This is a genomic window from Olsenella profusa, from assembly GCF_016900315.1.
GTDB lineage: Bacteria > Actinomycetota > Coriobacteriia > Coriobacteriales > Atopobiaceae > Thermophilibacter > Thermophilibacter profusus_A.
Window position 1 is genome coordinate 1 of the sequence record NZ_JACSNQ010000021.1, and the last position, 20,345, is coordinate 20,345.

17 protein-coding genes are annotated in these 20,345 nt (G+C 68.5%); 11 read left to right on the forward strand and 6 right to left on the reverse strand.

Features of this window, described 5'->3' with window-relative positions:
* Positions 1-122 precede the first annotated feature (122 nt).
* From H9X80_RS08055 to H9X80_RS08070, 4 genes are all read right to left on the reverse strand, one after another.
* A complete protein-coding gene (locus tag H9X80_RS08055; RefSeq protein WP_204793828.1) occupies positions 123-1,058 on the reverse strand; it encodes an AEC family transporter in 936 nt (311 codons plus the stop codon).
* Positions 1,059-1,060: 2 nt separating this feature from the next.
* On the reverse strand, positions 1,061-2,188 hold the full coding sequence (gene buk / locus H9X80_RS08060) for a butyrate kinase (RefSeq protein WP_204793829.1): 1,128 nt from the start codon (positions 2,186-2,188) through the stop codon (positions 1,061-1,063).
* A gap of 145 nt (positions 2,189-2,333) precedes the next feature.
* The gene (locus H9X80_RS08065) at positions 2,334-3,329 is read right to left on the reverse strand and encodes a phosphate acyltransferase (protein ID WP_204793830.1); all 996 of its coding nucleotides are present in this window, start codon (positions 3,327-3,329) and stop codon (positions 2,334-2,336) included.
* 60 nt (positions 3,330-3,389) lie between these two features.
* A complete protein-coding gene (locus H9X80_RS08070) occupies positions 3,390-4,316 on the reverse strand; it encodes an alpha/beta hydrolase (RefSeq protein WP_204793831.1) in 927 nt (308 codons plus the stop codon).
* A 275-nt stretch (positions 4,317-4,591) separates the two neighbouring features.
* On the opposite strand from H9X80_RS08070, the gene H9X80_RS08075 reads away from it, so the two are divergent.
* The 7 genes from H9X80_RS08075 to H9X80_RS08105 all read left to right on the forward strand — a co-directional run bounded on the left by H9X80_RS08075 (position 4,592) and on the right by H9X80_RS08105 (position 14,544).
* Entirely contained in the window at positions 4,592-6,166 is a 1,575-nt protein-coding gene (locus H9X80_RS08075) for a PucR family transcriptional regulator (protein WP_204793832.1), read from the forward strand.
* Between the two features lie 286 nt (positions 6,167-6,452).
* Positions 6,453-7,409: a flavodoxin family protein gene (locus H9X80_RS08080; protein WP_204793833.1), complete on the forward strand. Its 957-nt coding sequence runs from the start codon at positions 6,453-6,455 to the stop codon at positions 7,407-7,409.
* A gap of 95 nt (positions 7,410-7,504) precedes the next feature.
* A complete protein-coding gene (locus H9X80_RS08085) occupies positions 7,505-8,002 on the forward strand; it encodes a hypothetical protein (RefSeq protein WP_204793834.1) in 498 nt (165 codons plus the stop codon).
* A gap of 24 nt (positions 8,003-8,026) precedes the next feature.
* Entirely contained in the window at positions 8,027-9,511 is a 1,485-nt protein-coding gene (locus H9X80_RS08090; protein ID WP_204793835.1) for an FAD-dependent oxidoreductase, read from the forward strand.
* A 123-nt stretch (positions 9,512-9,634) separates the two neighbouring features.
* Entirely contained in the window at positions 9,635-11,761 is a 2,127-nt protein-coding gene (locus tag H9X80_RS08095) for an FAD-dependent oxidoreductase (protein WP_204793836.1), read from the forward strand.
* 18 nt (positions 11,762-11,779) lie between these two features.
* Positions 11,780-12,865, forward strand: coding sequence for an NADH-ubiquinone oxidoreductase-F iron-sulfur binding region domain-containing protein (locus H9X80_RS08100; protein ID WP_204793837.1), 1,086 nt, complete (start codon positions 11,780-11,782; stop codon positions 12,863-12,865).
* A 551-nt stretch (positions 12,866-13,416) separates the two neighbouring features.
* Positions 13,417-14,544 (forward strand): hypothetical protein, encoded by a 1,128-nt coding sequence (locus tag H9X80_RS08105; protein ID WP_204793838.1) that lies wholly within the window; start codon positions 13,417-13,419, stop codon positions 14,542-14,544.
* 422 nt (positions 14,545-14,966) lie between these two features.
* Here H9X80_RS08105 and H9X80_RS08110 read toward each other — a convergent pair whose 3' ends face one another.
* Positions 14,967-16,046 (reverse strand): 6-phosphofructokinase, encoded by a 1,080-nt coding sequence (locus H9X80_RS08110; protein WP_204793839.1) that lies wholly within the window; start codon positions 16,044-16,046, stop codon positions 14,967-14,969.
* Between the two features lie 252 nt (positions 16,047-16,298).
* Between H9X80_RS08110 and H9X80_RS08115 the strand changes: the two genes are divergently transcribed.
* The 4 genes from H9X80_RS08115 (at position 16,299) to H9X80_RS08130 (ending at position 19,057) form a co-directional block, all read left to right on the forward strand.
* Positions 16,299-16,715 (forward strand): hypothetical protein, encoded by a 417-nt coding sequence (locus tag H9X80_RS08115; RefSeq protein ID WP_204793840.1) that lies wholly within the window; start codon positions 16,299-16,301, stop codon positions 16,713-16,715.
* Between the two features lie 194 nt (positions 16,716-16,909).
* Positions 16,910-18,220 carry a phenylacetate--CoA ligase family protein gene (locus H9X80_RS08120; protein WP_204793841.1) on the forward strand — a complete coding sequence of 437 codons (1,311 nt, stop codon included), beginning with the start codon at positions 16,910-16,912 and terminating at the stop codon, positions 18,218-18,220.
* Positions 18,220-18,648, forward strand: a complete 429-nt coding sequence (locus tag H9X80_RS08125; RefSeq protein ID WP_204793842.1) for a hypothetical protein — start codon at positions 18,220-18,222, stop codon at positions 18,646-18,648. Before H9X80_RS08120 ends, H9X80_RS08125 begins: the two co-directional genes overlap by 1 nt.
* 169 nt (positions 18,649-18,817) lie before the next feature.
* The gene (locus H9X80_RS08130; protein WP_204793843.1) at positions 18,818-19,057 is read left to right on the forward strand and encodes a twin-arginine translocase TatA/TatE family subunit; all 240 of its coding nucleotides are present in this window, start codon (positions 18,818-18,820) and stop codon (positions 19,055-19,057) included.
* Between the two features lie 198 nt (positions 19,058-19,255).
* On the opposite strand, the gene H9X80_RS08135 is transcribed toward H9X80_RS08130, so the two are convergent.
* A complete protein-coding gene (locus H9X80_RS08135; RefSeq protein ID WP_204793844.1) occupies positions 19,256-20,125 on the reverse strand; it encodes a LysR substrate-binding domain-containing protein in 870 nt (289 codons plus the stop codon).
* Positions 20,126-20,345 lie beyond the last annotated feature (220 nt).

Below are 20,345 nucleotides of genomic sequence, written 5' to 3' on the forward strand. Positions count from 1 at the left end.
CCCAGCCCCCCACAACAGTGCGCCCCGCCACCTCCCCAAGCGCGCCACAAAAAACGGCCCGCAACTGCCACGAAGGCGGCTGCGGGCCGTCGTCAACGCCGCGTGGCGAGGATGAAGCCCCGCTACATCGCGACGAGCATCGCCACAAGCGGAATCGTGAGGATCGAGCCTATGATCGAGAGGAACGTGCCCTGCGTCATGGGCTTGGCGTCCACGCCGTACATGAGGCAGTAGAGGATGCCGTTGGTGGCCACGGGCATGGCCTGCCCAAGCACTACGAGCGAGAGCAGGTACTGGTCGGTCACAAAGCCGCGCAGCACGAGCAGCAGCACCACGGGTACGCCCACCAGGCGCAGCGCCACGGCCACGTAGCTGCGCCAGTTGGAGACCATCTCGCGCAGCGGGTAGTTGGCGAGCGACGAGCCCGAGATGAGCAGCGCCGCGGGGGTGGTGAAGTTGCCGCAGGTGGTGAGGCCGTCGCCGAGGATGCCGAGGTCGTTGATGCCCAGCAGCGCCAGCACGAGCACCGCCACGCTCACGATCAGCACGGGGCTCACGAGCTTCTTGGCGCAGGTGCGCACCACCTCGCCGGCGCCGCCCTCCGGCATGCCCGAGATCATGAGCATGCCGGCGCTGAACACGAAGATGTTCCACGGGATGTTGGCAATCGCGGCCAGCAGTACTGCGTCGGGGCCGAGCACCGCGGAGAGCACGGGGAAGCCGATCAGGCCCACGTTGCCGTAGGCGGTGATGAAGCTGTAGGAGCCCCGCTCGCCGGCGGGCGCCCCCATGATGCGCGGCGCTACGACGGCGATGACGGTGGCGATCACGTAGCCCACCGCGGAGAGGGCCAGCAGCGTGAGCACCTCGCTGGGGGAGGGGAGCTCACGGGCCGTGATGGAGGCCAAGATCATGCACGGCAGCGTCACGTTGACCACGAGCCCCGAGAGCTTGCTGTCGAACTCGCCGCCCATGAGGCCCAGCTTGTGGGCCACGTACCCGATGAGGATGGGGATGGCGAGAACCACCATCTGCAGGGCCGTGTCGAGAAAGCTCATGCTTAGGCCTCCACGTCGGCGAAGGCGCCATTCATCGTGAAGCCGGTCCAGGAGGGCTCGCCGGTGTAGGTCATGACCTCCTCGGTGCCGTCGAGGGCGCGCACGGCGCCGGCGGCCAGGGCCTCCATCTCGAAGTCGCCGCCGTAGGCCTTGACCGGGGCGATCCAGCCCACGCGCTCCTCGATGTAGGCCACGAACTTGGGGTCGTTGGAGACGCCGCCGGTGAGGACGATGCCGTCCACCTTGCCCTTGAGGGCGCACGCGAAGCCGCCGATGTACTTGGCCGTCTGGTAGGCCATGGCCTCGTAGACGAGCTTGGCCCACGCGTCGCCGGCGTCGATGCGGCGCTCGACCTCCATCGTGTCGTCGGTGCCGAGAAGCCCCTTGAGGCCGCCCGTCTTGCCGATCACGCCGTCGATCTCCTTCTTGTCGTGCTCGCCGGAGAACGCGAGCGCCACCACGGGCTTGAGGGGCACGTCGCCGGAGCGGTTCGGCGCGAAGGGGCCGGCGCCCTCGAGGACGTCGTTGGTGTCGATCATGCGGCCGTGCTCGTGGGCCGCCACGGAGAGGCCGCCGCCCACGTGGGCCACCACGACGTTGACCTCGTCGTAGCGCTTGCCGATGGTGGCGGCGTAGCGGATCGCCACCTCCTTCTGGTTGAGGCAGTGCACGTGGCTCTTGCGATAGACGCCGGGGTAGCCGGTGATGCGGGAGACGTCGGCCAGCTCGTCGGTGTCAGGCTGGTTGACGGCAAAGGCGGGCTTGCCGGTCTCCTGGGCAAACTGGAACAGGATCGGCGCGCCGAGAATCGCGGGGTGGTTGAAGCCGCTCTTGTAGAGCACGTGGTCGCAGACCGTCTCGTCGATGCGGAAGATGCCGCCGACGGTGGGGCCCATGCCGCCGCAGTAGCCGGAGAAGGCGTCGATCGTGTCAAGGGAGACGCCGGCGGACTCCAGCTCCCGGCGGACGGTGTCGATGCGGTACTGGAGCTGGTCGGCGGCCTGGTCGAACTGCGTGAGCTCGGCCGGGTCGTGGCGGACGTTGGCCTTCATGACCACGTCGTCGCCCTCGAAGACGGCCACCTTGGTGGAGGTGGAGCCGGGGGAGAGCGTGAGGATGCGGTATGCCATGTGACTTCCTTTCAACTGGGTTTGCTGGGACTTGGCTGACAACAGGTCAGGGGCCGCGCGACGGGGTAGGGTGCCCGCTGCGCGGCCCCGCGGGGAGCGGCAGGGCGCCGGCCGGCCAAGGCGCGGCGCCCCGCCAGGAAGAGGGCTAGTTGGCGCGGACGAGCAGCATGAGGATGTTGCCCATCATCTCGGAGACCGGCGCCGAGCGGGAGAAGTCGCAGACCGGCTTGGCGAAGCCCTGGATCACGGGGCCGTAGGCGTCGGCGTGGCCGAAGGTCTGGATGAGCTTGACGCCGATGTTGGCGGCGTGGAGGTTTGGGAAGATGAGGACGTTGGCGTTGCCGGCAACGTCGCTCTCGCGCTTGACCTTGCGCGCGGCCACCTTGGGGTTGATGGCGGCGTCAAGCTGGAACTCGCCGTCGATCTTGAGCTCGGGGCGCTTGCTCCGGGCGATCTCGATGCCCTTGCGGATGACGTCGATCGAGTCGTCCTCGGAGCTGCCGTCGGTGGAGAAGGAGAGCATCGCCACGCGCGGCTCCCAGCTCAGAAGCGAGCTCACGGTGTCGGCCGAGGCGATGGCGATGTCGGCCAGGGTCTCGGAGTCGGGCAGCACGTTGATCGCGCAGTCGCCGATGGCGAGCATCGAGCCCTCGGGGCCTTCGTAGCCGGGGATGTCGGCGATGCCGAGCGAGCTCACCGCGGCGGTGCCGGGGGCAAAGCCCACGATGGACTGCGCGGCGATGATGACGTCGGCGGTGGTGAGGACGCGGCCGGCGGCGCAGCAGTCGGCCTGGCCGGTCAGCAGCAGGAACATGGCGGCGTTCTCGGCCTTCTTGGCCTTGCGTTGGATGGCCTTCTCGCTGAACTGGTCGGTCACGGCCATGACGGGCTCCACGAGCGAGGCGCGGGCGGCCTCGTCGGTGTTGTCGAAGTAGGTGGCGCCGGTCAGGTCGATGCCCTCAGAGGCGGCCAGCTCGCCCACCGTCTGCTCGTTGCCGATGATGGTCACGTCGGCGATGTCGCCCTTGAGCAGGTTCTCGGCGCAGCGCAGGATGTCGGGGCAGTCGCCCTCGGGGAACACGATGTGCTTGTGGGCGGCCTTGGCGCGTGCGGTCAGGTCGTCGATGAATGCCTGGTTCATACTCTTCCTCTTCCTTTCCTCTCTCTTGCCGTGCAAAGGACATCCCCGTTACGGGGCTACCTACATGAAGTCGGGCTCCTCCGTCGCCTGCGTGCCGAGAAGAACCTCCAGCCCGCCCACGATGACCTCGCGAGCCCGCGCGGCAGCCTCCGCGGGCCGCGCCGCGATCGCCTCCTCGGTGTTCATCTCCCGGTAGACACGCTCGTTGGCGAAGTCCTCCACGTAGCCGTGGTAGGCGCCCTCGACGTCGGACACGCTCACGTCGACACCCTCGGCGCGCATGCGGTCGGCGAGCTGGTGGGCCTCGGCGTACATCGCGTCCCCGACGACGGGGTACATGAGGGTGCGCGGCAGGCGCGCAAGCTGGGCGTCCGTGGCGTAGAGCGGGGAGATCAGCGGGTCACGTACGTCCGCGGTGCCGACGTACCACTCATTGAAGGCGCGCATGAGGTCAAGGGGCAGGTCAATCTCGCGCCCGCCCTTCTCGGCAGGCTCGGTGGCTGCGTCGAAAAACGGGTAGTGCAGCAAAAGGCCCGCGGGGACCTCCCGCCCCTCGTCTCCCAGCGCGAGCGCCGAGGCGACGGCGAGCGTGGCCCCGGCGGAGTACCCCATGACGAAGACCGGGCCTGCGCCCATGCCCACCGAGCCCGGGTCGCCGAGCGTGGCGAGAAGAACGGCGCGCACGTCGTCGAGGGCGGCGGGGAAGGGGTCGTCCGGCGCGAGGCGGTAGTTCACGGAGACGACGCCGATCCCGAACGCCCTTCTCGCCCAGGCGCAGAGCGCGTCGAGCTTGCGGGCGTCGCCGAGGGCGAAGCCGCCTCCGTGGAGCTCTATGAGGGTGGGGGAGCCGGGCCGGGGCGCGTCGTGCACGAAGCACTCGACTGCTCCACCGTCTGCCCGGGGAACCTCGAGGCGCCTGCCGCTCACACCTCCCTCGAGGATGACCTCGAGCGTCTCGTCCCTGATGGACTCGACGAGACGGAGCATCGGGGCTTTGTGCGAACGTGCCAAAAGCACCACATCCCCTCTGGCGTGTGAAAAGGGCGCGACCGCGCGGCTCGTGTGACAAGACCGCCCCCTGAGGGCCCTCGTGGTGAGTGGACGGCACCTTCCGAAGGCCTCTCGGGGCGGAAATGCACAGCTTGAACTAGCTGTCTCTACTTTACGAACCGCCCGCTGAGCCGCCTATGGCAGCGGATTCAAATAAGGGACGCCCTGGGGTAGGATATTTGTGCTGATGCACAAAAGAGGAGGGGAGCCTCATGAGGGTACGCACGGTCATTGCCGAGCTGGGCTGCACGGACGCGCGGGCGAAGCACCAGTCCCTGTTTGACGCCGACGTGCTGCTGAGCTCGGGGAGCCGCATGGGCGGCGGCGAGGGGCTGCCGCGGGTGGCCCTCTGCCCGCTCGCCGAGGCCCGCGTCCTCACGGCCTCGCTCGGGGACCGCGCGGTGGTTCTCGCCTATGCCGGGACCAAGATCGCGCCCACCCAGTCCTGTCCGGACGACCTCGTGGTGGTGGTCGCCGCCGACTCCCTCGAGGCCATGCGCGCCCGCCTCGAGCGGCTCCCGCAGCGCGCCGAGCTGTTGAGCGCCCAGTGCCTGTGCGTCTACCGGGCCTTCCAGGAGTCGCGCGACCTACGGGGCTTTGCGAGCCGGGTCCACCGTCTCATCGGCAACCCCTTCGTGGTGGTCAACACGGACCGGCGCGTGCTCACCCATGCCGGGCGCTTCCCCGACGACGCCGGGGACGTCAACGAGACCATCGCGAGCGGGTACCTCGGCCCGGCGGTGGAGCAGCAGCTTGTGAGCGACGGCGTCCTCGACGAGGCGCGCCGCCAGCGCCACGCGGTGGTCACGGAGAACACGCGCGAGGGGCGGCGCTGGGTCACCTCGATCATGTACTACAAGGGACTCGAGATGGGCCGCCTCGACGTGCTCGAGTGCGAGCGGCAGATCGGCCCGTCAGACGTCGAGCTCATCGACTACGCAGGCAGCTTCGCGGGGCTCATCGTGGCCCAGTCGGGCTCGGCGGGCGGGCGAGCCGGCGCCGGCTCGTCGGTGCTCTCGGGGCTGCTCTCCAAGCGCATCACCACCGAGGAGACCATGCGCTCCCAGCTCGCCGCCACCAACATGCCGCTCGACGTGACCTACGTGCTCGTCCTGTGCAAGGGGCGCCCGGGGCTTGCCGCCGACGACTACCGCTCGCACTTCTCGGAGATGGTCGAGCGCACCCTCAAGGGCGCGCTCTGGGCCGTCCACGAGGGCGAGTTCGTGGTGATGGTCTCCATCGGGCGCTCGCGTCACCCCGGCTACGACGACTACGCGCGCACGGAGTCCTTCTTCGGGGAAAACCGGCGCCTCTGCGAGATGATGCGCAACAACGACGTGCACTTCTTCGTGTCCGAGCCCTTCTCGCAGCTCACCTACGTGCAGGCGCGCTTCATGCAGTGCTCGGAGCTCGCCGACGCGCTCTCGGATGAGGAGACCCCGCGCGTGGTGCTGTTCTGGCGCTACCGCTACCGCGTGATCGCCAACTCGGTCCAGACGCTCGGCCAGGTGGACATGATGCTCGACAAGCGCGTGGTGGCCATGTACGAGTACGACCGCGCGCACGGGACCTCCTACTTCGAGACCTCCGTGGTCTCGGTGCTGTTCCCCGGCTCGCCGGGGCGCGCGGCCGAGGAGCTCTGCGTGCACCGCAACACCTACTTCTACCGCACCTCCAAGGTCAAGGAGCTCTTTGACCTCGACCTCAAGGACGGCGAGGACCGGCTGGCGGTGTCGTTTACCGAGCACGTGATGAAGGGCATGACCGGCTTCGTGGACGTCTACTGACGTTGCGGCCGGCCGCGCGCCGGCCCTTTTCGACCGCTCGGCGAGAAGGACCGGCGTTGCTTGACTGAATTCGCGAAACGTCCAAAATAGACAGGCAGTGGACAAGGGTCACAGAGCCCGTCGTGCGTCTCGTGGACGCATGGCGGCTTTGCTGTGCCGGGGTCCACTTTTTTGTTGCCTCCTCAGCCTGACGCTTGTCCCCGCGCCCGAGAGGGCGCACGGAAAGGACCCGTGGCCGCGGACAAGCCGCGGCCCCAAGACATGAGCCCAGGAGAGGGGACAGGTCATGACAAAGATCGTAGGCGTCTCGTTCGGCACCAAGAACGGCAACAACGACACCATCTGCAAGGAGGTGCTGCGCGCCTGCCAGGAGGAGGGCTGCGAGATCGAGTTCATCCGCGCCATGGACCTCAACATCAAGCACTGCACCGGCTGCATCACCTGCGTCAAGATGCTCATGAGCGGCCGTGGCAACATGTGCATCCACAAGGACGACTTTGACTGGCTGGCCTTTGAGATGTTCCACGCCGACGGCGTCATCATGGTCGACCCGATCTTCGAGACCGGCGCCTCGGGCCTCTTCCACACGATCATGGACCGCTTCGGGCCCCGCATGGACACCGGCAACAACTTCATCTCCACCAAGATCGCCGAGGGCAACATCGCCCAGGGCAAGCCCGGCAAGGTGCCCGACCCCGCGATCATGAGCCCGAAGGTCGTCTCCTACATTGGCATCGGCGGCTCCGACTGGGGCACGCACGTCCAGTCCGAGCACCAGATCCAGTCCATGACGCCCGCCTGGAAGGTCATCGACAACGAGTGGGTGCCCTGGTCCAAGACCGCCCTCATGGATGATAAGCTCATCGAGCGCGCCCACCAGATCGGCGTCAACCTCGCCAACGCCGCCAAGGACATCGAGCACGCCACCTACCAGGGCGAGCCCGGCGTCTGCCCGCACTGCAACTGCAACGACTTCTACCTGGTCCCCGGCGAGAACCGCGCCATCTGCTGCGTGTGCGGCCTCGAGGGCACCGTCTCCGTCGAGGACGGCGTCGTGAAGGTCACCTACAAGGACGAGGACCTGCACAAGGCCCACGACACCATCACCGGCAAGGAGATCCACGGCAAGGATATCAACGAGAACGAGGGCAAGCTCGCCGAGATGCAGAAGACCGACGCCTATAAGAACCGCGTCGCCTTCTACCGCGACCTCATCCAGCCCACGATGCCCCCGCGCGACTAGCACCGCGACCTTAAGGCGCGCGTCCCTCGGGGCGCGCGCCGTCTTACGACACGCCCCGCGCGCCCGGCGGCGCGCCCCCAGGAAGGAGTGAACACATGTCCACCGACAAGTACGACGGCCCGCAGCACAAGCCGGGCGTCAAGTTCCTCGTTGTCTTCAACCTCACCGAGAACACGCCCCTCGCCGTCGTCATGTCCCTCGCCGCGCCGCTGCTCTCCGGGCAGCCCATCGTGCCGCAGAGCTTCATCCTCAACGTGGTTGTGGCCTTCATCATCGCCACGATCCTGAACCTCGTCATCCCCGTGCAGAAGCTCTCCCAGGCCGTACCGGCCGCCCTGCATCTCGACCCGCACGGCCTTCCGGGCGTGCTCGTTGGCAACGTCATCCCGGCGCTGATCTTCGTCATCGTGATCGGCGTGTCGCTCACCGCCATGAACGTAATCCCGCACCTGCCGCCCGAGGCCCCCGCCGCCGCGGCCGTCTTCGGCGAGTTCATGGCAACGGCGCTGCCGCTCTACGTCCTGTGCTACATCATTTCGCTTATCATGACGCCGATTGCCCTCAAGGCGGGCATGTCGGCCGACCGTCACTAAGGCCCCTACAGAAGGAGGTTTCACATGCAGAAGCTTGAGACCGACGTCGTCGTCGTCGCGGCGGGCCTCTCCGGCCTCGCCGCGGCCAACGCGGCCGCCGAGAGCGGCGCGCGCGTCATCTGCGTCGAGAAGGCCGCCAACACCGGCGGCGCCGCCAACATGGGCATGGGCCCGTGTGCGGCCGGCTCGCCCGTCCAGCGTGCCAGCATGATCGAGGTCACCCCCGGCGAGCTCTTCCGCCGCCACATGTTCTACACCCACTACCAGGTGGACGCCCGCCTCGTGCGCGACTACTACTTCAAGAGCGGCGACACCATCCAGTGGCTCATGGACATGGGCGTCCAGTTCAACAGCGTGCGCCCGGCCTTCCGCGCCCGCGAGCGCACCCGCGCCTACTCCGACGGCGAGTACACCTGGCACGTCGTCCAGCCTGAGGACGGCTCCGAGCCCGGCCCGCGCGCTGCCACCACGATGACCAAGCGCATGACCGAGCACGCCCAGGACCTCGGCGTCGAGTTCATGCTCGAGACCCCGGCCACCGGCCTCGTCACCAACGACGAGGGCGCCGTGGTGGGCGTCACCGCCAAGGACAAGAACGGCGAGGAGTACGAGATCTCCTGCAGCTCCGTCATCGTGGCCACCGGCGGCTTCGGCAACAACCCCAAGATGATCAAGGACGAGATCGGCCTCGACTGGGGCAAGAACCTCTTCTCCTTCGCCGTGCCCGGCATGGACGGCGACGGTATCAACATGTGCCACGCCGTGGGCGCCGGCCACACCCCGGTCACCATGGAGATGATGTACCAGCTCCCCGACAACATGAACCACTTCTACGTCGAGGGCGCCTTCCGCCAGCCCTGCTACTGGTGCAACAACAAGGGCGAGCGCTTCATGCCCGAGGACGAGGTCTACAACACCACCTTCGTCGGCAACGCGATCAACCACCTGCCCGGCAAGGTCGCCTTCTCCATCTTTGACTCCAAGATGCTCAAGCACTGGAAGAAGGACGGCCCGGACATCGTCTCCCACGTCCACCCCAAGGACCTCTACGAGGGCTTCGACGAGCAGTGGGAGCGCGACCTCGCCGACGGCTACGAGCCCATCTGCCAGGCCGACACCCTCGAGGAGCTCGCCGAGAAGGCCGGCATCGACAAGGAGGGCCTGCTCGCCAACGTCGAGGAGTACAACGAGATGTGCGAGAAGGGCTGGGACGAGATCTTCGAGAAGGAGCACGAGTTCATGGTGCCCCTGGAGAAGGGTCCGTTCTACTGCTGCAAGCAGTACATCGGCGCCTACGGCACCCTGGGCGGCGTGCTGATCAACCACAACATGGAGGTCATGACCGACGACTACAAGGTCATCCCGGGTCTCTACTGCGTGGGCACCGACGCCTGCACCATCTACGGCGACTCCTACAACTACTGCATCCCGGGCAACACGATGGGCTTCTGCCTGAACTCCGGGCGCATCGCCGGCGAGAACGCCGCCGCGAAGCTGTTCGAGTACTAGCGTCACAGCGTTTCGGTATCTGAGCGCGGCCACCCCCTCCGGGGTGGCCGCGTACGCCCGTATGACGGGCATGGGCGGAGAGGCGTCTTTCGACGTGGCCCACGGCACTTTCAAGGAGGCAACTTGAGACTCACAATCAACGGACAGGAGGTCGAGGCGCGCGAGGGGGCGTCGGTTCTCGACGCGGCGCTCGAGGCGGGCATCTTCATCCCGCACCTCTGCTCCCACCCGGACCTCGAGGCGGCGGGTGGCTGCCGGCTCTGCATGGTCGAGGTCGAGGGGCAGGACGGCCCCGTCCCCGCGTGCCGCACGCAGGCGCGCGAGGGCATGGTCGTGAGCTCCACCGGCGAGCGCGCCGAGCACGTGCGCCGCATGGCCATGGAGCTCATCCTGGCGACCCACCCCACCGACTGCACCGGCTGCCCCAAGTACGGCACCTGCGAGCTGCAGTCCATGTACCAGTACATGGGCGTCTCGCCGCAGCGCTGGTACGTGAAGAGCCGCCCGGTGGCCACCGACGACTCCAACCCGCTCATCACCCACATGTTCACCCGCTGCATCCGCTGCGGCCGCTGCGTGCGCGCCTGCCGCGAGGTCCGTGGCGTGGGCGTGCTCGACTACCAGCGCACCGAGAGCGGCATCCGCATCGGGATCGACGGGTCCGTCTCGCTTGAGGAGGCCGGCTGCCGCTTCTGCGGCGCCTGCGTCGAGGTCTGCCCCACCGGCTCGATCGTCGACGTCGTGGGCCTCAACCGCGACGACCGCTCCCGCGAGGGCAACGTCGTGCCGTGTCGCGACACCTGCCCCGCCCACGTGGACATCCCGCGCTACCTGCGCTACGTCAAGGAGGGCGAGTGGGAGGAGGCCACCGCGGTCGTCCGCGAGAAGGTTCCGTTCCCCGAGAGCCTCGGCTGCATCTGCACCCACAACTGCGAGGGCGAGTGCAAGCGCAACCACCTGAGCGGCCCGCTCTCCATCTGCCGCCTCAAGCGCGCCGCAGCGGTGCGCGACACCGGCGAGTGGAAGAGCCGCGTGCGCCACGAGCCCCTCACGGGCAAGCGCGCCGCCGTGGTGGGCGCCGGCCCGGCCGGCCTCACCGCCGCGCTCTACCTCGCCGAGAAGGGCCACAAGGTCACGGTCTTCGAGGCCAACGAGCGCCTCGGCGGCCAGCTGCGCTACGGCATCCCCGCCTACCGCCTGCCCGACGCCACCCTCGACGGCGAGATCGACACGATCCTCGAGATCGCCAACGGCTCCGACGACGAGCCCCGCGTGGAGGTGCGCGCCGGCGAGCGCGTCACCGACCCGGTGGGCCTGCTCGACCAGGGCTATGACGCCGTCCTCGTGAGCGTGGGCACCCACGCCGGCACCCGCCTGCCGATGAAGGGCTCCGAGCTCGAGGGCGTCTACCTCAACACCGACTTCCTCAAGGCCGCGCGCGAGGGGCACCCGCTCGACGTCTCCGGCCGCGTGATGGTGCTCGGCGGCGGCAACGTCGCCTACGACTGCGCTCGCACCGCGGTGCGCCTGGGCGCCACCTCGGTTGACGTCGCCTGCCTGGAGGCGGAGGAGAAGATGACCTCCACCCCCGAGGAGCGCACCGAGGCCGCGGAGGAGGGCGTGGTCCTGCACGACGCCTACGCCTTCAACTCGATCGACGAGACCGAGGAGGGCTCCGGCCGCGTGGGCGGCGTGACGATCCAGAAGATCTCACGCTTCTACTTCGACGAGAACCACCGCGCCGTCACCGAGCTCGTCGAGGGCGGCGAGCTGACGATCCCGGCCGACTACGTCATCTTTGCCGTGGGCCAGAAGCCCGAGGACACCATGGGCATGGGTCTCGAGCTCACGCACGGCCCCTACCTGGTGGCCGACGCGAACCTCCAGACGAGCCACGAGGGCGTCTTCGCGGCCGGCGACGTGGTCACCGGCACCAAGTCCGTGATCGGCGCCATCGCCCAGGGCCGCACCGCGGCCGAGGCCATGGACCGCTACCTCGGCGGCGACGGCGACATCACCGCCGAGCTTCTCGACTACGAGAAGGCGAGCCCGCGCCTGGGCCGCGCCCCCGAGACGTTCTACGAGGGCCGCGTGGAGCCCGAGTTCGTGCCCGCCGAGCAGCGCGAGCACAACTTCGAGGTCTTCGAGTGCCCCTTCAGCGAGGCCGAGGCCAAGGAGGAGGCGAGCCGCTGCCTGCAGTGCGACCTCAGGCTCCAGCTCACCACGCCGCGCCTGTGGAACGAGTACTAGGAAGGGGGACGAGAGAACATGACCATCATCAACTTCATGCCGGCCTACGCCGAGGCGCCCGTGTCCCTTCACCTTCTGAAGGCCAACGTCGAGGCGGGCCTGGCCAAGATCTCCGAGCTCGCCGCCGCGGGCGAGGTGGCCGTGGTGCTGCCCGCCAACGAGACCGAGCTTCTCGCCAAGGTGGCGGAGACCGGGGCGAAGGCCTGCCCCACAGACGGCTCGTTCGGCTTCGTCTACAGCAACGCCACGGCGCTCGAGCGCGTGGTCGCCGGCGAGAAGCCCGTGCCGCAGGGCACGAGCGAGCGCGCCGAGGCCACCGTCGTCTCGGGCGAGGCGCTGCTCTCCGGCGACGACGCGACCAAGCTCGTCTGGGCCGCCGGCGCCGAGGCGCCCGTGAGCGTGCCCGCCCACACGACCGGCGAGGCCCTTCTCGCCGCGCTCGGTGTGGAGGCGTCCGAGGCCAAGGCCGTCTACCTGGGCTTCCCGCAGGGTGCCTTCGTCGACGCCGCGCACCTTGCCGACGAGCTTGACGTGGCGAGCGACTACGTGCGCGTCTACACGCAGAAGAACTGCATGGCCAACGCCCTGTTCGAGATCTGCGACCGCTACCGCAAGGAGACCTGCGGCCACTGCGTCTTCGGTCACGAGGGTTCCTACCAGCTCGACGTGATCGCGAGCGACATCTGCCACAAGAAGGGCCGCCCGGCCCAGGTCGACCTCGTGCGCGACCTCACCCCCGTGATGGCCGAGCAGTCCCTGTGCGAGGTCGGCCAGACCATGGCCCGCACCGTGGCCGCGGCGTTCGACCTCTTTGGCGACGAGATTGAGCAGCACTTCACCAAGAAGGTCTGCCCGGCGGGCGAGTGCCAGGCCTACATGACCTACCACATCCTGCCCACCAAGTGCATCGGCTGCGGCGAGTGCGTGGACGCCTGCGAGGAGGAGGCCATCCTCGGCAAGCCTCGCTTCATCCACGTGATCGACCAGAAGGCCTGCACCAAGTGCGGCGCGTGCCTCTCCGCCTGCGAGGAGGGCGCCATCATCATGGCCGGTGCCGACAAGCCGCGCACTCCGCCGCGCCCGATCCCGATCCGCAAGCGCTAGCTGGGCACCTGCCGACGGTGCGCTTGTCGGCAGCGTTCCTACTGGCAGCACGCTCGCCGACAGCGTGATGTCCTGAAAGGGCCGCTCCTCCCCGGGGCGGCCCTTTTTCGGCGAGAAGCACTTCTCGCCACGTGCTTCTCGCCAAGCGATTCTTGCCGTGCGCTGCGCCGGAATCGCCGGGTTTGCGCGCTGCGCGGAAATTGCGGGGTGTGTGCGTGTCCGCCGCGGAAATCGGCCCTGCTGTGCGCAGCGCCGCACACAGACCCTGGGATTTTCGCGCAGCAAACGCACAGACCCCCGGAATCGCGCGCGGCGCACAAGCCCCGAGAAAACCGCACCGCAATAGAAGTCAAACCAAATCGACCGCCTGCCGGGCTTGGCGCCCGCAAGCGGCCGAGACAGCTTTGGCGATTTATATGTCCCGAGCAGGCCAATCAAGGGCGCTGCCTGCGTCTTTCGCAAGGCTCGCGAGAGCCTCGGAAGAAAACGGTAAGGTTTGCGTCGAGCTTTCTCAGATTCTCGCTGCCGACCCTCGAGCCCGGGGATAGCGTGTGGACATGGACATCGTGCTCTCACATACCACGGCGCTCGAGGTGATGCGGCGTCCCTACTACCCGGGTCGCCTTGCACAGGCCATGACGTGCCCCGTCGAGCTGCCTGCCCGCATGCCCGCCCGCGCCGACCTTCTCGATGCCTGCGAGAGGTGCCCGCAGCTCGACGGCGCCTCGCTGCCCGTGCACGTGCTCATCTCCGACGCAGGCCATCGCCACCGCTTCTCGATGGTCGCGCCGCACGCCTGCCGACTCTCACTGCCGCCCGGTTCGCTCGTGCCGCTTGCGCCGGGCGTTCGCTGCGTCTCCCCGCCGCTGCTTGCGGTTCAGATGGCCCCGCGCATAGACGAGCTTGAGCTCGTGGTCCTTCTCGCCGAGCTGCTGGGGACCTATGCGCTCAGCCCTGCCTCCCCGCTGGGGCTCGAGCAGCGCCGCGCCCCGCTTGTCACGCGCGACCAGCTGCTTGCCTTCCTGGACGCCTGCGGCCCCGTTCCGGGTACCGCGCAGGTGAGGGCCGCGCTCTCGCAGACCCCGGTGGGCGCCGCCTCGCCGATGGAGTCGAAGCTCTTCGTGCGCGGCGTCCGTCGCTTCGCAAGCGGGGGATACCGTCTGGGGGAGGTCGCGCTCAACGACCCCGTGCTTCTTGAGTCGCTTTCCCGCAGCGTGCCGGAGCTTCGCGTTCGCAAACCGGACCTCCTCCTGCTGGCCTCTGGGGAGGGCGCATGCCCCGAGGGGCGGATGCCCTTCTCGGGCGTGGCGCTTGACTATCACGGGGAGTGGCACGCAGACCCCGTACAGGTGCGGAGGGACACGGAGCGGGCCAACGAGCTCATGGCCCATGGCATCAAGGACTATGTGATCTGGAAGGAGAGCTACGACGACATCGACTACATGGACGCGCTCATGGACAACGTGAGGCGTGACCTGGGGCTGCCTCCGCGCAAGCTCTCCCGTGAGCGGGCCCGTGGCGAGCGTGCCGCGCGCGTCGCCCTCTGGGCCGAGCTCGAGCGGATCGACGGGCTTCACTGGAGCGGGCTCGCGGAGTCGCCGACCGGCCTGCTGGTGCCGGAATCGCCGGGATTGCGTGCTGCGCGCGATTCCGGGGGCTTGTGCGTTTGCTGCGCGTGATTCGCGGGGTTTGTGTGCGACGCCGCGCACAGGAGGGCCGATTCCCGCGGCGGACGCACACAGACCCCGGGATTTTCGCGCAACGCACAACCCCGGCGATTCCGGCACCGCGCACGGCACACGGCTGGCGAGAAGAACGTGTCGGCAGCTGGTCTGATGCACAAACGCGAGCTCCCGCGACGGGCGAACTCTGGGCCGAAGAACATGTCACGGACGCCGGGGTCGTACGATACTAGAGAGCATCGAGCCCCGTCCCCCTGCTTGCCATGCCAGGGAGGCGGGGTTTCCCGTTTTGGGACAATCCGCACGGACCCCTTGTGCGCTCAGCACAAAGAGGCGGGCCGGGAACCCCGACCCGCCCTGCTGACGCGCGTTCTTCTCGCCGTGCGGGGCGCCGCGAAAAGACGCCGCGCCCCTGGCCGCTACTCGTCGCCGAAGCTGATGCCGAGCGCCTTGGCCTCCTTGACGAGGTCGCTCTTGGGGTCGACGTACTTGAGCTTGCCGGCGACCTCCTCGAGCGGCACGCGGCACATCTTGCCGTTCACCTGCGCGATCATGACGCCGAACTTGCCCTTGAGGCAGGCGAGCGCCGCCTCCACGCCGCACTGCGTGGCGAAGATGCGGTCCTGGGCGTCGGGCTGGCCGCCGCGCTGGGTGTGGCCCGGGATGGCCACGCGGATCTCGCGCCCGGTGCGCTTGTCGATCTCGGCCGCGATGTCGTAGGCAATCGACGGCGTGGTGCGCGCCGCCACGAGCTTCTTGTACTCCTTCTTGGAGAGGGCCGCCTCCTCCTTGGAGATGGCGCCCTCGGCCACCACGATGATCGTGAAGCGGGCGCCGCTGCGGTCGCGCTCCTCGATGACGCGGACCACGTTGTCCATGTCGTAGGGGATCTCGGGGATGAGTATGACGTCCGCGCCACCGGCCACGCCCGCGTACAGCGGGATCCAGCCGACTTTGTGGCCCATGATCTCGATCACGAAGACGCGGCCGTGGGAGTTGGCCGTGGTGTGGATCTCGTCGATGCAGCGGGTGGCCACCTCGACCGAGCTCGTGAAGCCGAAGGTCATGTCGGTGCCGTAGGTGTCGTTGTCGATGGTCTTGGGCAGCGCGATGACGTTCAGGCCCTCCTGCGAGAGGCGGTTGGCCGTCTTGGTGGAGCCGTTGCCGCCGAGCATGAACAGGCAGTCGAGCTTGAGCTTGGCGTAGGTGTGCTTCATGGCCTCGACCTTGTTGACGCCGTCGGCCTCGGGCGTGTCGAGCAGCTTGAAGGGGGTGCGGCTCGTGCCGAGGATGGTGCCGCCCACGGTGAGCAGGCCGGAGAAGTCGCGGTTGTCCATCAGGCGGAAGCGCTCGTAGATGAGGCCCTGGTAGCCGTCCTCGAAGCCGTAGACCTCCACGGGCTCGTCGGCGTTGCGGTAGATGGTCTTGACGATGCCACGCATGGTGGCGTTGAGCGCCTGGCAGTCGCCGCCGCTCGTGAGCAGTCCAATCCTGAGCATGGGTGGTCCTTCCTTCGAGGTCGCAGATACGTTTCAGTATCGCACTCGCGCGGGCGCCCGGCGCCAACGCTTGGGTAAACGGTAGCTGAAAGGGGCGTGCAGCGTGCGTCCCGGCGAGAAGGGCCCCGCGCCCCGGCAGGGGCGGCACACGGCGAGAAGAACCTGCCGTCCGCCCGGCACGCGCCCACCGCGCACCGGGGCGCCGGGCGCTCTGATAGCATGGGGCGAGACGTCAACGGAGGGGAGGCGCGGATGACGCCTGAGCAGAGACGCGAGGTCAACGAGGCGATCCTTGCCGGGCGCCGGGCGCTCGCGAGCCTCGAGGAGGCAGAGGACGCGCTCGACAGCGCGAGCCGCTGGGGGCTCGTCGACATCCTGGCCGGCGGGCTGCTCACGAGCCTCGTCAAGCAGGCGCGCATCGGGGACGCGCGCGAGGCGCTCGCCGCGGCGCAGGCGGACCTGATGGCCTTCACGCGCGAGGCCTCCGACGTCCGCTCGATCGCCGAGCTGCGCGTGGACGTGGGCTCGCTCAACACGGTGATCGACGTCCTGCTGGACAACCCGCTCGTGGACCTCTACGTCCAGAAGAAGATCGACGACGCGCAGGACGTGGTCGAGGCGGCCCTCACGGCCACCCGCACGGTGCTCGCACGGCTCGAGGCGATGTAGGGGCCGCCGCGCCCGGCGCACCGGCGGTCTGCCCGCACGACCGGCGGGCCACCGCGACCGCCGCGCCGGCGGCCACGCGCTCGCGCTCGTCACCCCCGCCGTCCTTCTCGCCCCGCCCGCCGACGCGAGGCTCTCCGCATCTGGCCGCGTTCCTACAATCAGGGACGTCTGTGGGTATGACGGAAGGGTGCGAGATGGCTAGGAAGCAGGAGATACTCCGCGCGCCCCACGAGCAGATCGAGCAGATCCAGCTCGAGGGCGTCAAGAAGACCGTGATCGCGTGCTACGAGAACGTGCCGTTCTACCGCGAGAAGTTCGACGAGGCCGGGTTCGACCCGTACGCGGTGAAGAGCCTCGACGACCTGGAGCGCGCGCCGTTCACCACCAAGCAGGACATGCGCGACAACTACCCCTACGGGATGTTCGCCACGCCGCTCTCCGAGGTGCGCGAGATTCACATGTCCTCCGGCACGACGGGCGTGGCCACCGTGGGCGGCTACACCCAGCACGACCTCGAGATCTGGGGCGAGTGCTTTGCGCGCGGCATCGAGTATGCCCATGGCGACGAGAACGACATCGTGCACGTGTGCTACGGCTATGGCCTGTTCACGGGCGGCCTCGGCGCGCACTACGGCGGGCTCTGGTCCGGCGCCACGACCATCCCCATGAGCGCCGGCAACACCGAGCGGCAGATCCGCGTGCTCAAGGAGATGGGTTCCACGATCATCTGCTGCACGCCGAGCTATGCCATGCACATCGCCGACACGGCCCTCGAGATGGGCATCGACCCGGCGCGCGACTTCCACCTGCGCGCGGGCATCCACGGCGCCGAGCCGTTCAGCGACAACTTCCGTCGCGACCTAGAGCGCAAGCTCAACTACCACGTGCTCGACGTCTACGGCCTCACCGAGACCATGGGCCCGGGCGTGGCCATCGAGTGCTGGGAGCAGGACGGCCTGCACGTTGCCGAGGACCACTTCTACCCGGAGATCATCGACCCCAACACCGGCGAGGTCCTGCCCGACGGCGAGTGGGGCGAGCTCGTGCTCACCACTGTCGACCGCGAGGCGTCGCCCGTGGTGCGCTACCGCACGCGCGACATCACGCGCATCCTGCCGGGCGAGTGCGCCTGCGGCTGCACGCACCGGCGCATCGACCGCATCCACGGCCGCACCGACGACATGCTCATCATCCGCGGCGTTAACGTCTTCCCGAGCCAGATCGAGGACGTCATGAAGACGTTCGACCAGGTCTCCTCCTGGTACCAGATCGAGATCGACACCGACCAGCGCTCGCTCGACATGGTCACGCTCAAGGCCGAGGTCAACCCCGACTTCGCGTTCGACTCGGTGGCGGCCGTCGAGCGGCTGCAGGCCGAGATTTCCGCGCGGCTCAAGACGGCGCTCTCCGTGGGCGTGCGCGTCAAGCTGGTGGAGCCCAAGACCATCGCGCGCAGCGAGGGCAAGGCAAAGCGCATCGTCGACCTGCGAAAGGGGATTAAGTGATGATCGACCAGATTACGGTGTTCCTCGAGAACAAGCGGGGCCGGATCGCCTCCCTGTGCCGCTGCCTCGGCGACGCCAACATCAACATGGCCGCGCTCTCCGTGGCCGACACCACCGAGTACGGCATCGTGCGCATCATCTGCAGCGACACGGCCGCGGCGCTGGCGGCGCTCGAGGCGGGCGGCTACCGCGCCATCAAGACGCCGGTCATGGCTATCGCCGTGCCGCACCACCCCGGCGGGGCGGCCGACCTCCTGGAGAAACTCGACGACCTGGACATCAACATCGAGTACTTCTACTGCTTCTCCACGACCGACGACATGGCGGTCCTGGCGCTCAAGATCTCCGACCCGGCGAGCGCCGCGGAGGCGAGCTGGGCCATCGAGCGCGCCGGCTTCCACGTGTTCGACCAGGGGGAGATCGAGTAGGGGCGGCGTCTCTGACCGGATGCCGCCGGTCTTCTCCGCTGCCTTTCGCCTGAGTGGGTCTGCCATACAAACCTTGTATGGCAGACCCTTTCTTTATGTATTTTACAGAGGGGTTGCATGCACCTAGGATGGACGTGTCAACTGGCGAGGGCGTTTGGAGGCGGCTCTCATGATCTTTGGAATGGGTCCCCTGGAGATTGGTGTCATCCTGCTGGTGGTCCTGGTGATCTTCGGGCCGAAGAACCTGCCCAAGCTCGGCTCGGCCATCGGCAAGACGGTCAAGAACGTCCGCGAGGGCATGGAGGGCGACGACGAGCTCGACGCCGCGCCCGACGAGGTGCCCGTCGCAGAGCCCCAGGTTTCCCGGGCCGTCTCCGAGTCTGGCGAGAAGGACGACGAGACCGCCTAGCGCGGCGGGGCGTGCGACTCCGCCCCGCCCTGCGCGGCGCCCTGCCTGCCGGCACCCGCGTCGCCGCGCGCCCACAACCTGCTTTCCTCCCCGCGTCCCCGGAACCTTTCCCGCCGGGGGCGCCTTTGTGTCGCGAGGCCACGGGGTTGGGGGCGGGGCCTGGGTGGCGGGTTCTTCTCGCCGAGTCGGGGGCTGCGCCTACGAGAGCTCCCCGAGCAGCGTCACCGCTCGCTCGGCGAGCGGGGAGAGCGCCCGGTCGGCCTGCCAGATGACGGCCGCGCGCGACTCGAGGGCCTTCTCGGTGACGGTCTTGATGTAGCAGCCCCCGGTGTCGCAGACGGTGAGCAGCGAGTGCGGCACGAGCCCGACGCCGAGGCCGGCCGCCGCGCAGGAGCAGGTGGTCCGCTCGTCGGCGGTGAGCGCGAAGGGCGTGAGCTCCATCCCGTGCGAGCGGGCCTCGCCGGAGACGACCTCGAAGCGCCGCCGCTCGCAGACAAGCGGCCTGCCAACCAGCTCGCAGAGCATGACGCTGAGCTCGTCGCCCGTCTCGAGCTCGGGCGGCATCACGGCCACGAGCGGCTCGGAGGGCGCGTAGCGGCAGCGCAGGCCCTGGGTGGGAAACGGCGTGCGCACGACGCCGACCTCGGCGATCCCGCTGGCCACGAGCTCGATGACCTCGGGGACCGACCCCTCCCGCAGCTCGAGCGAGACCTCGGGCGCGCGCCTCGTCAGCTCCGCGAGCCGTACGCTCGGGACGAGGCCGGCCGCCGCGTCGACCACGGCCAAGCAGAGCGTCCCCGTGAGGCCCTTGCCCACGCTCGACACCTCGCGCGCGGTGGCGGTGGCCATGGCGAGGATGCGGCGTGCCCTGCCCAGCAGCAGCCGGCCCGCCTCGGTGAGCGTGACCCCGCGCGGCCCTCGCCGGACGAGCTGCGTGTCGAGCTCCTGCTCGAGCTGCGCCAGCTCGTAGGAGAGGGGAGGCTGGGAGATGTGGAGCCGCCGCGCCGCAGCGGTGATCTGGCCCTCCTCGGCAATGGCCACGAAGTACTCGAGCTGCTTGAGATTCACGGTTCCTCCTAAGAGGGTCTGTGCCATACGGGCATTGTATGGCAGGGGCCGCCAGCGGCCCTTCTCGCCGGGGGCGAGTCTTAAGAAACCGTTAGCATTTCCCGTCGCCGGCTCACGCATACTGGGGGGCGACGGTCCGGGCCCGCGTGGCGCGGGCGGCGGTGGGCGGTTTGCGCGAGCGGGCGGTGCCTTCGGCGCGGGCGGTTGGCGCAGCCACCGC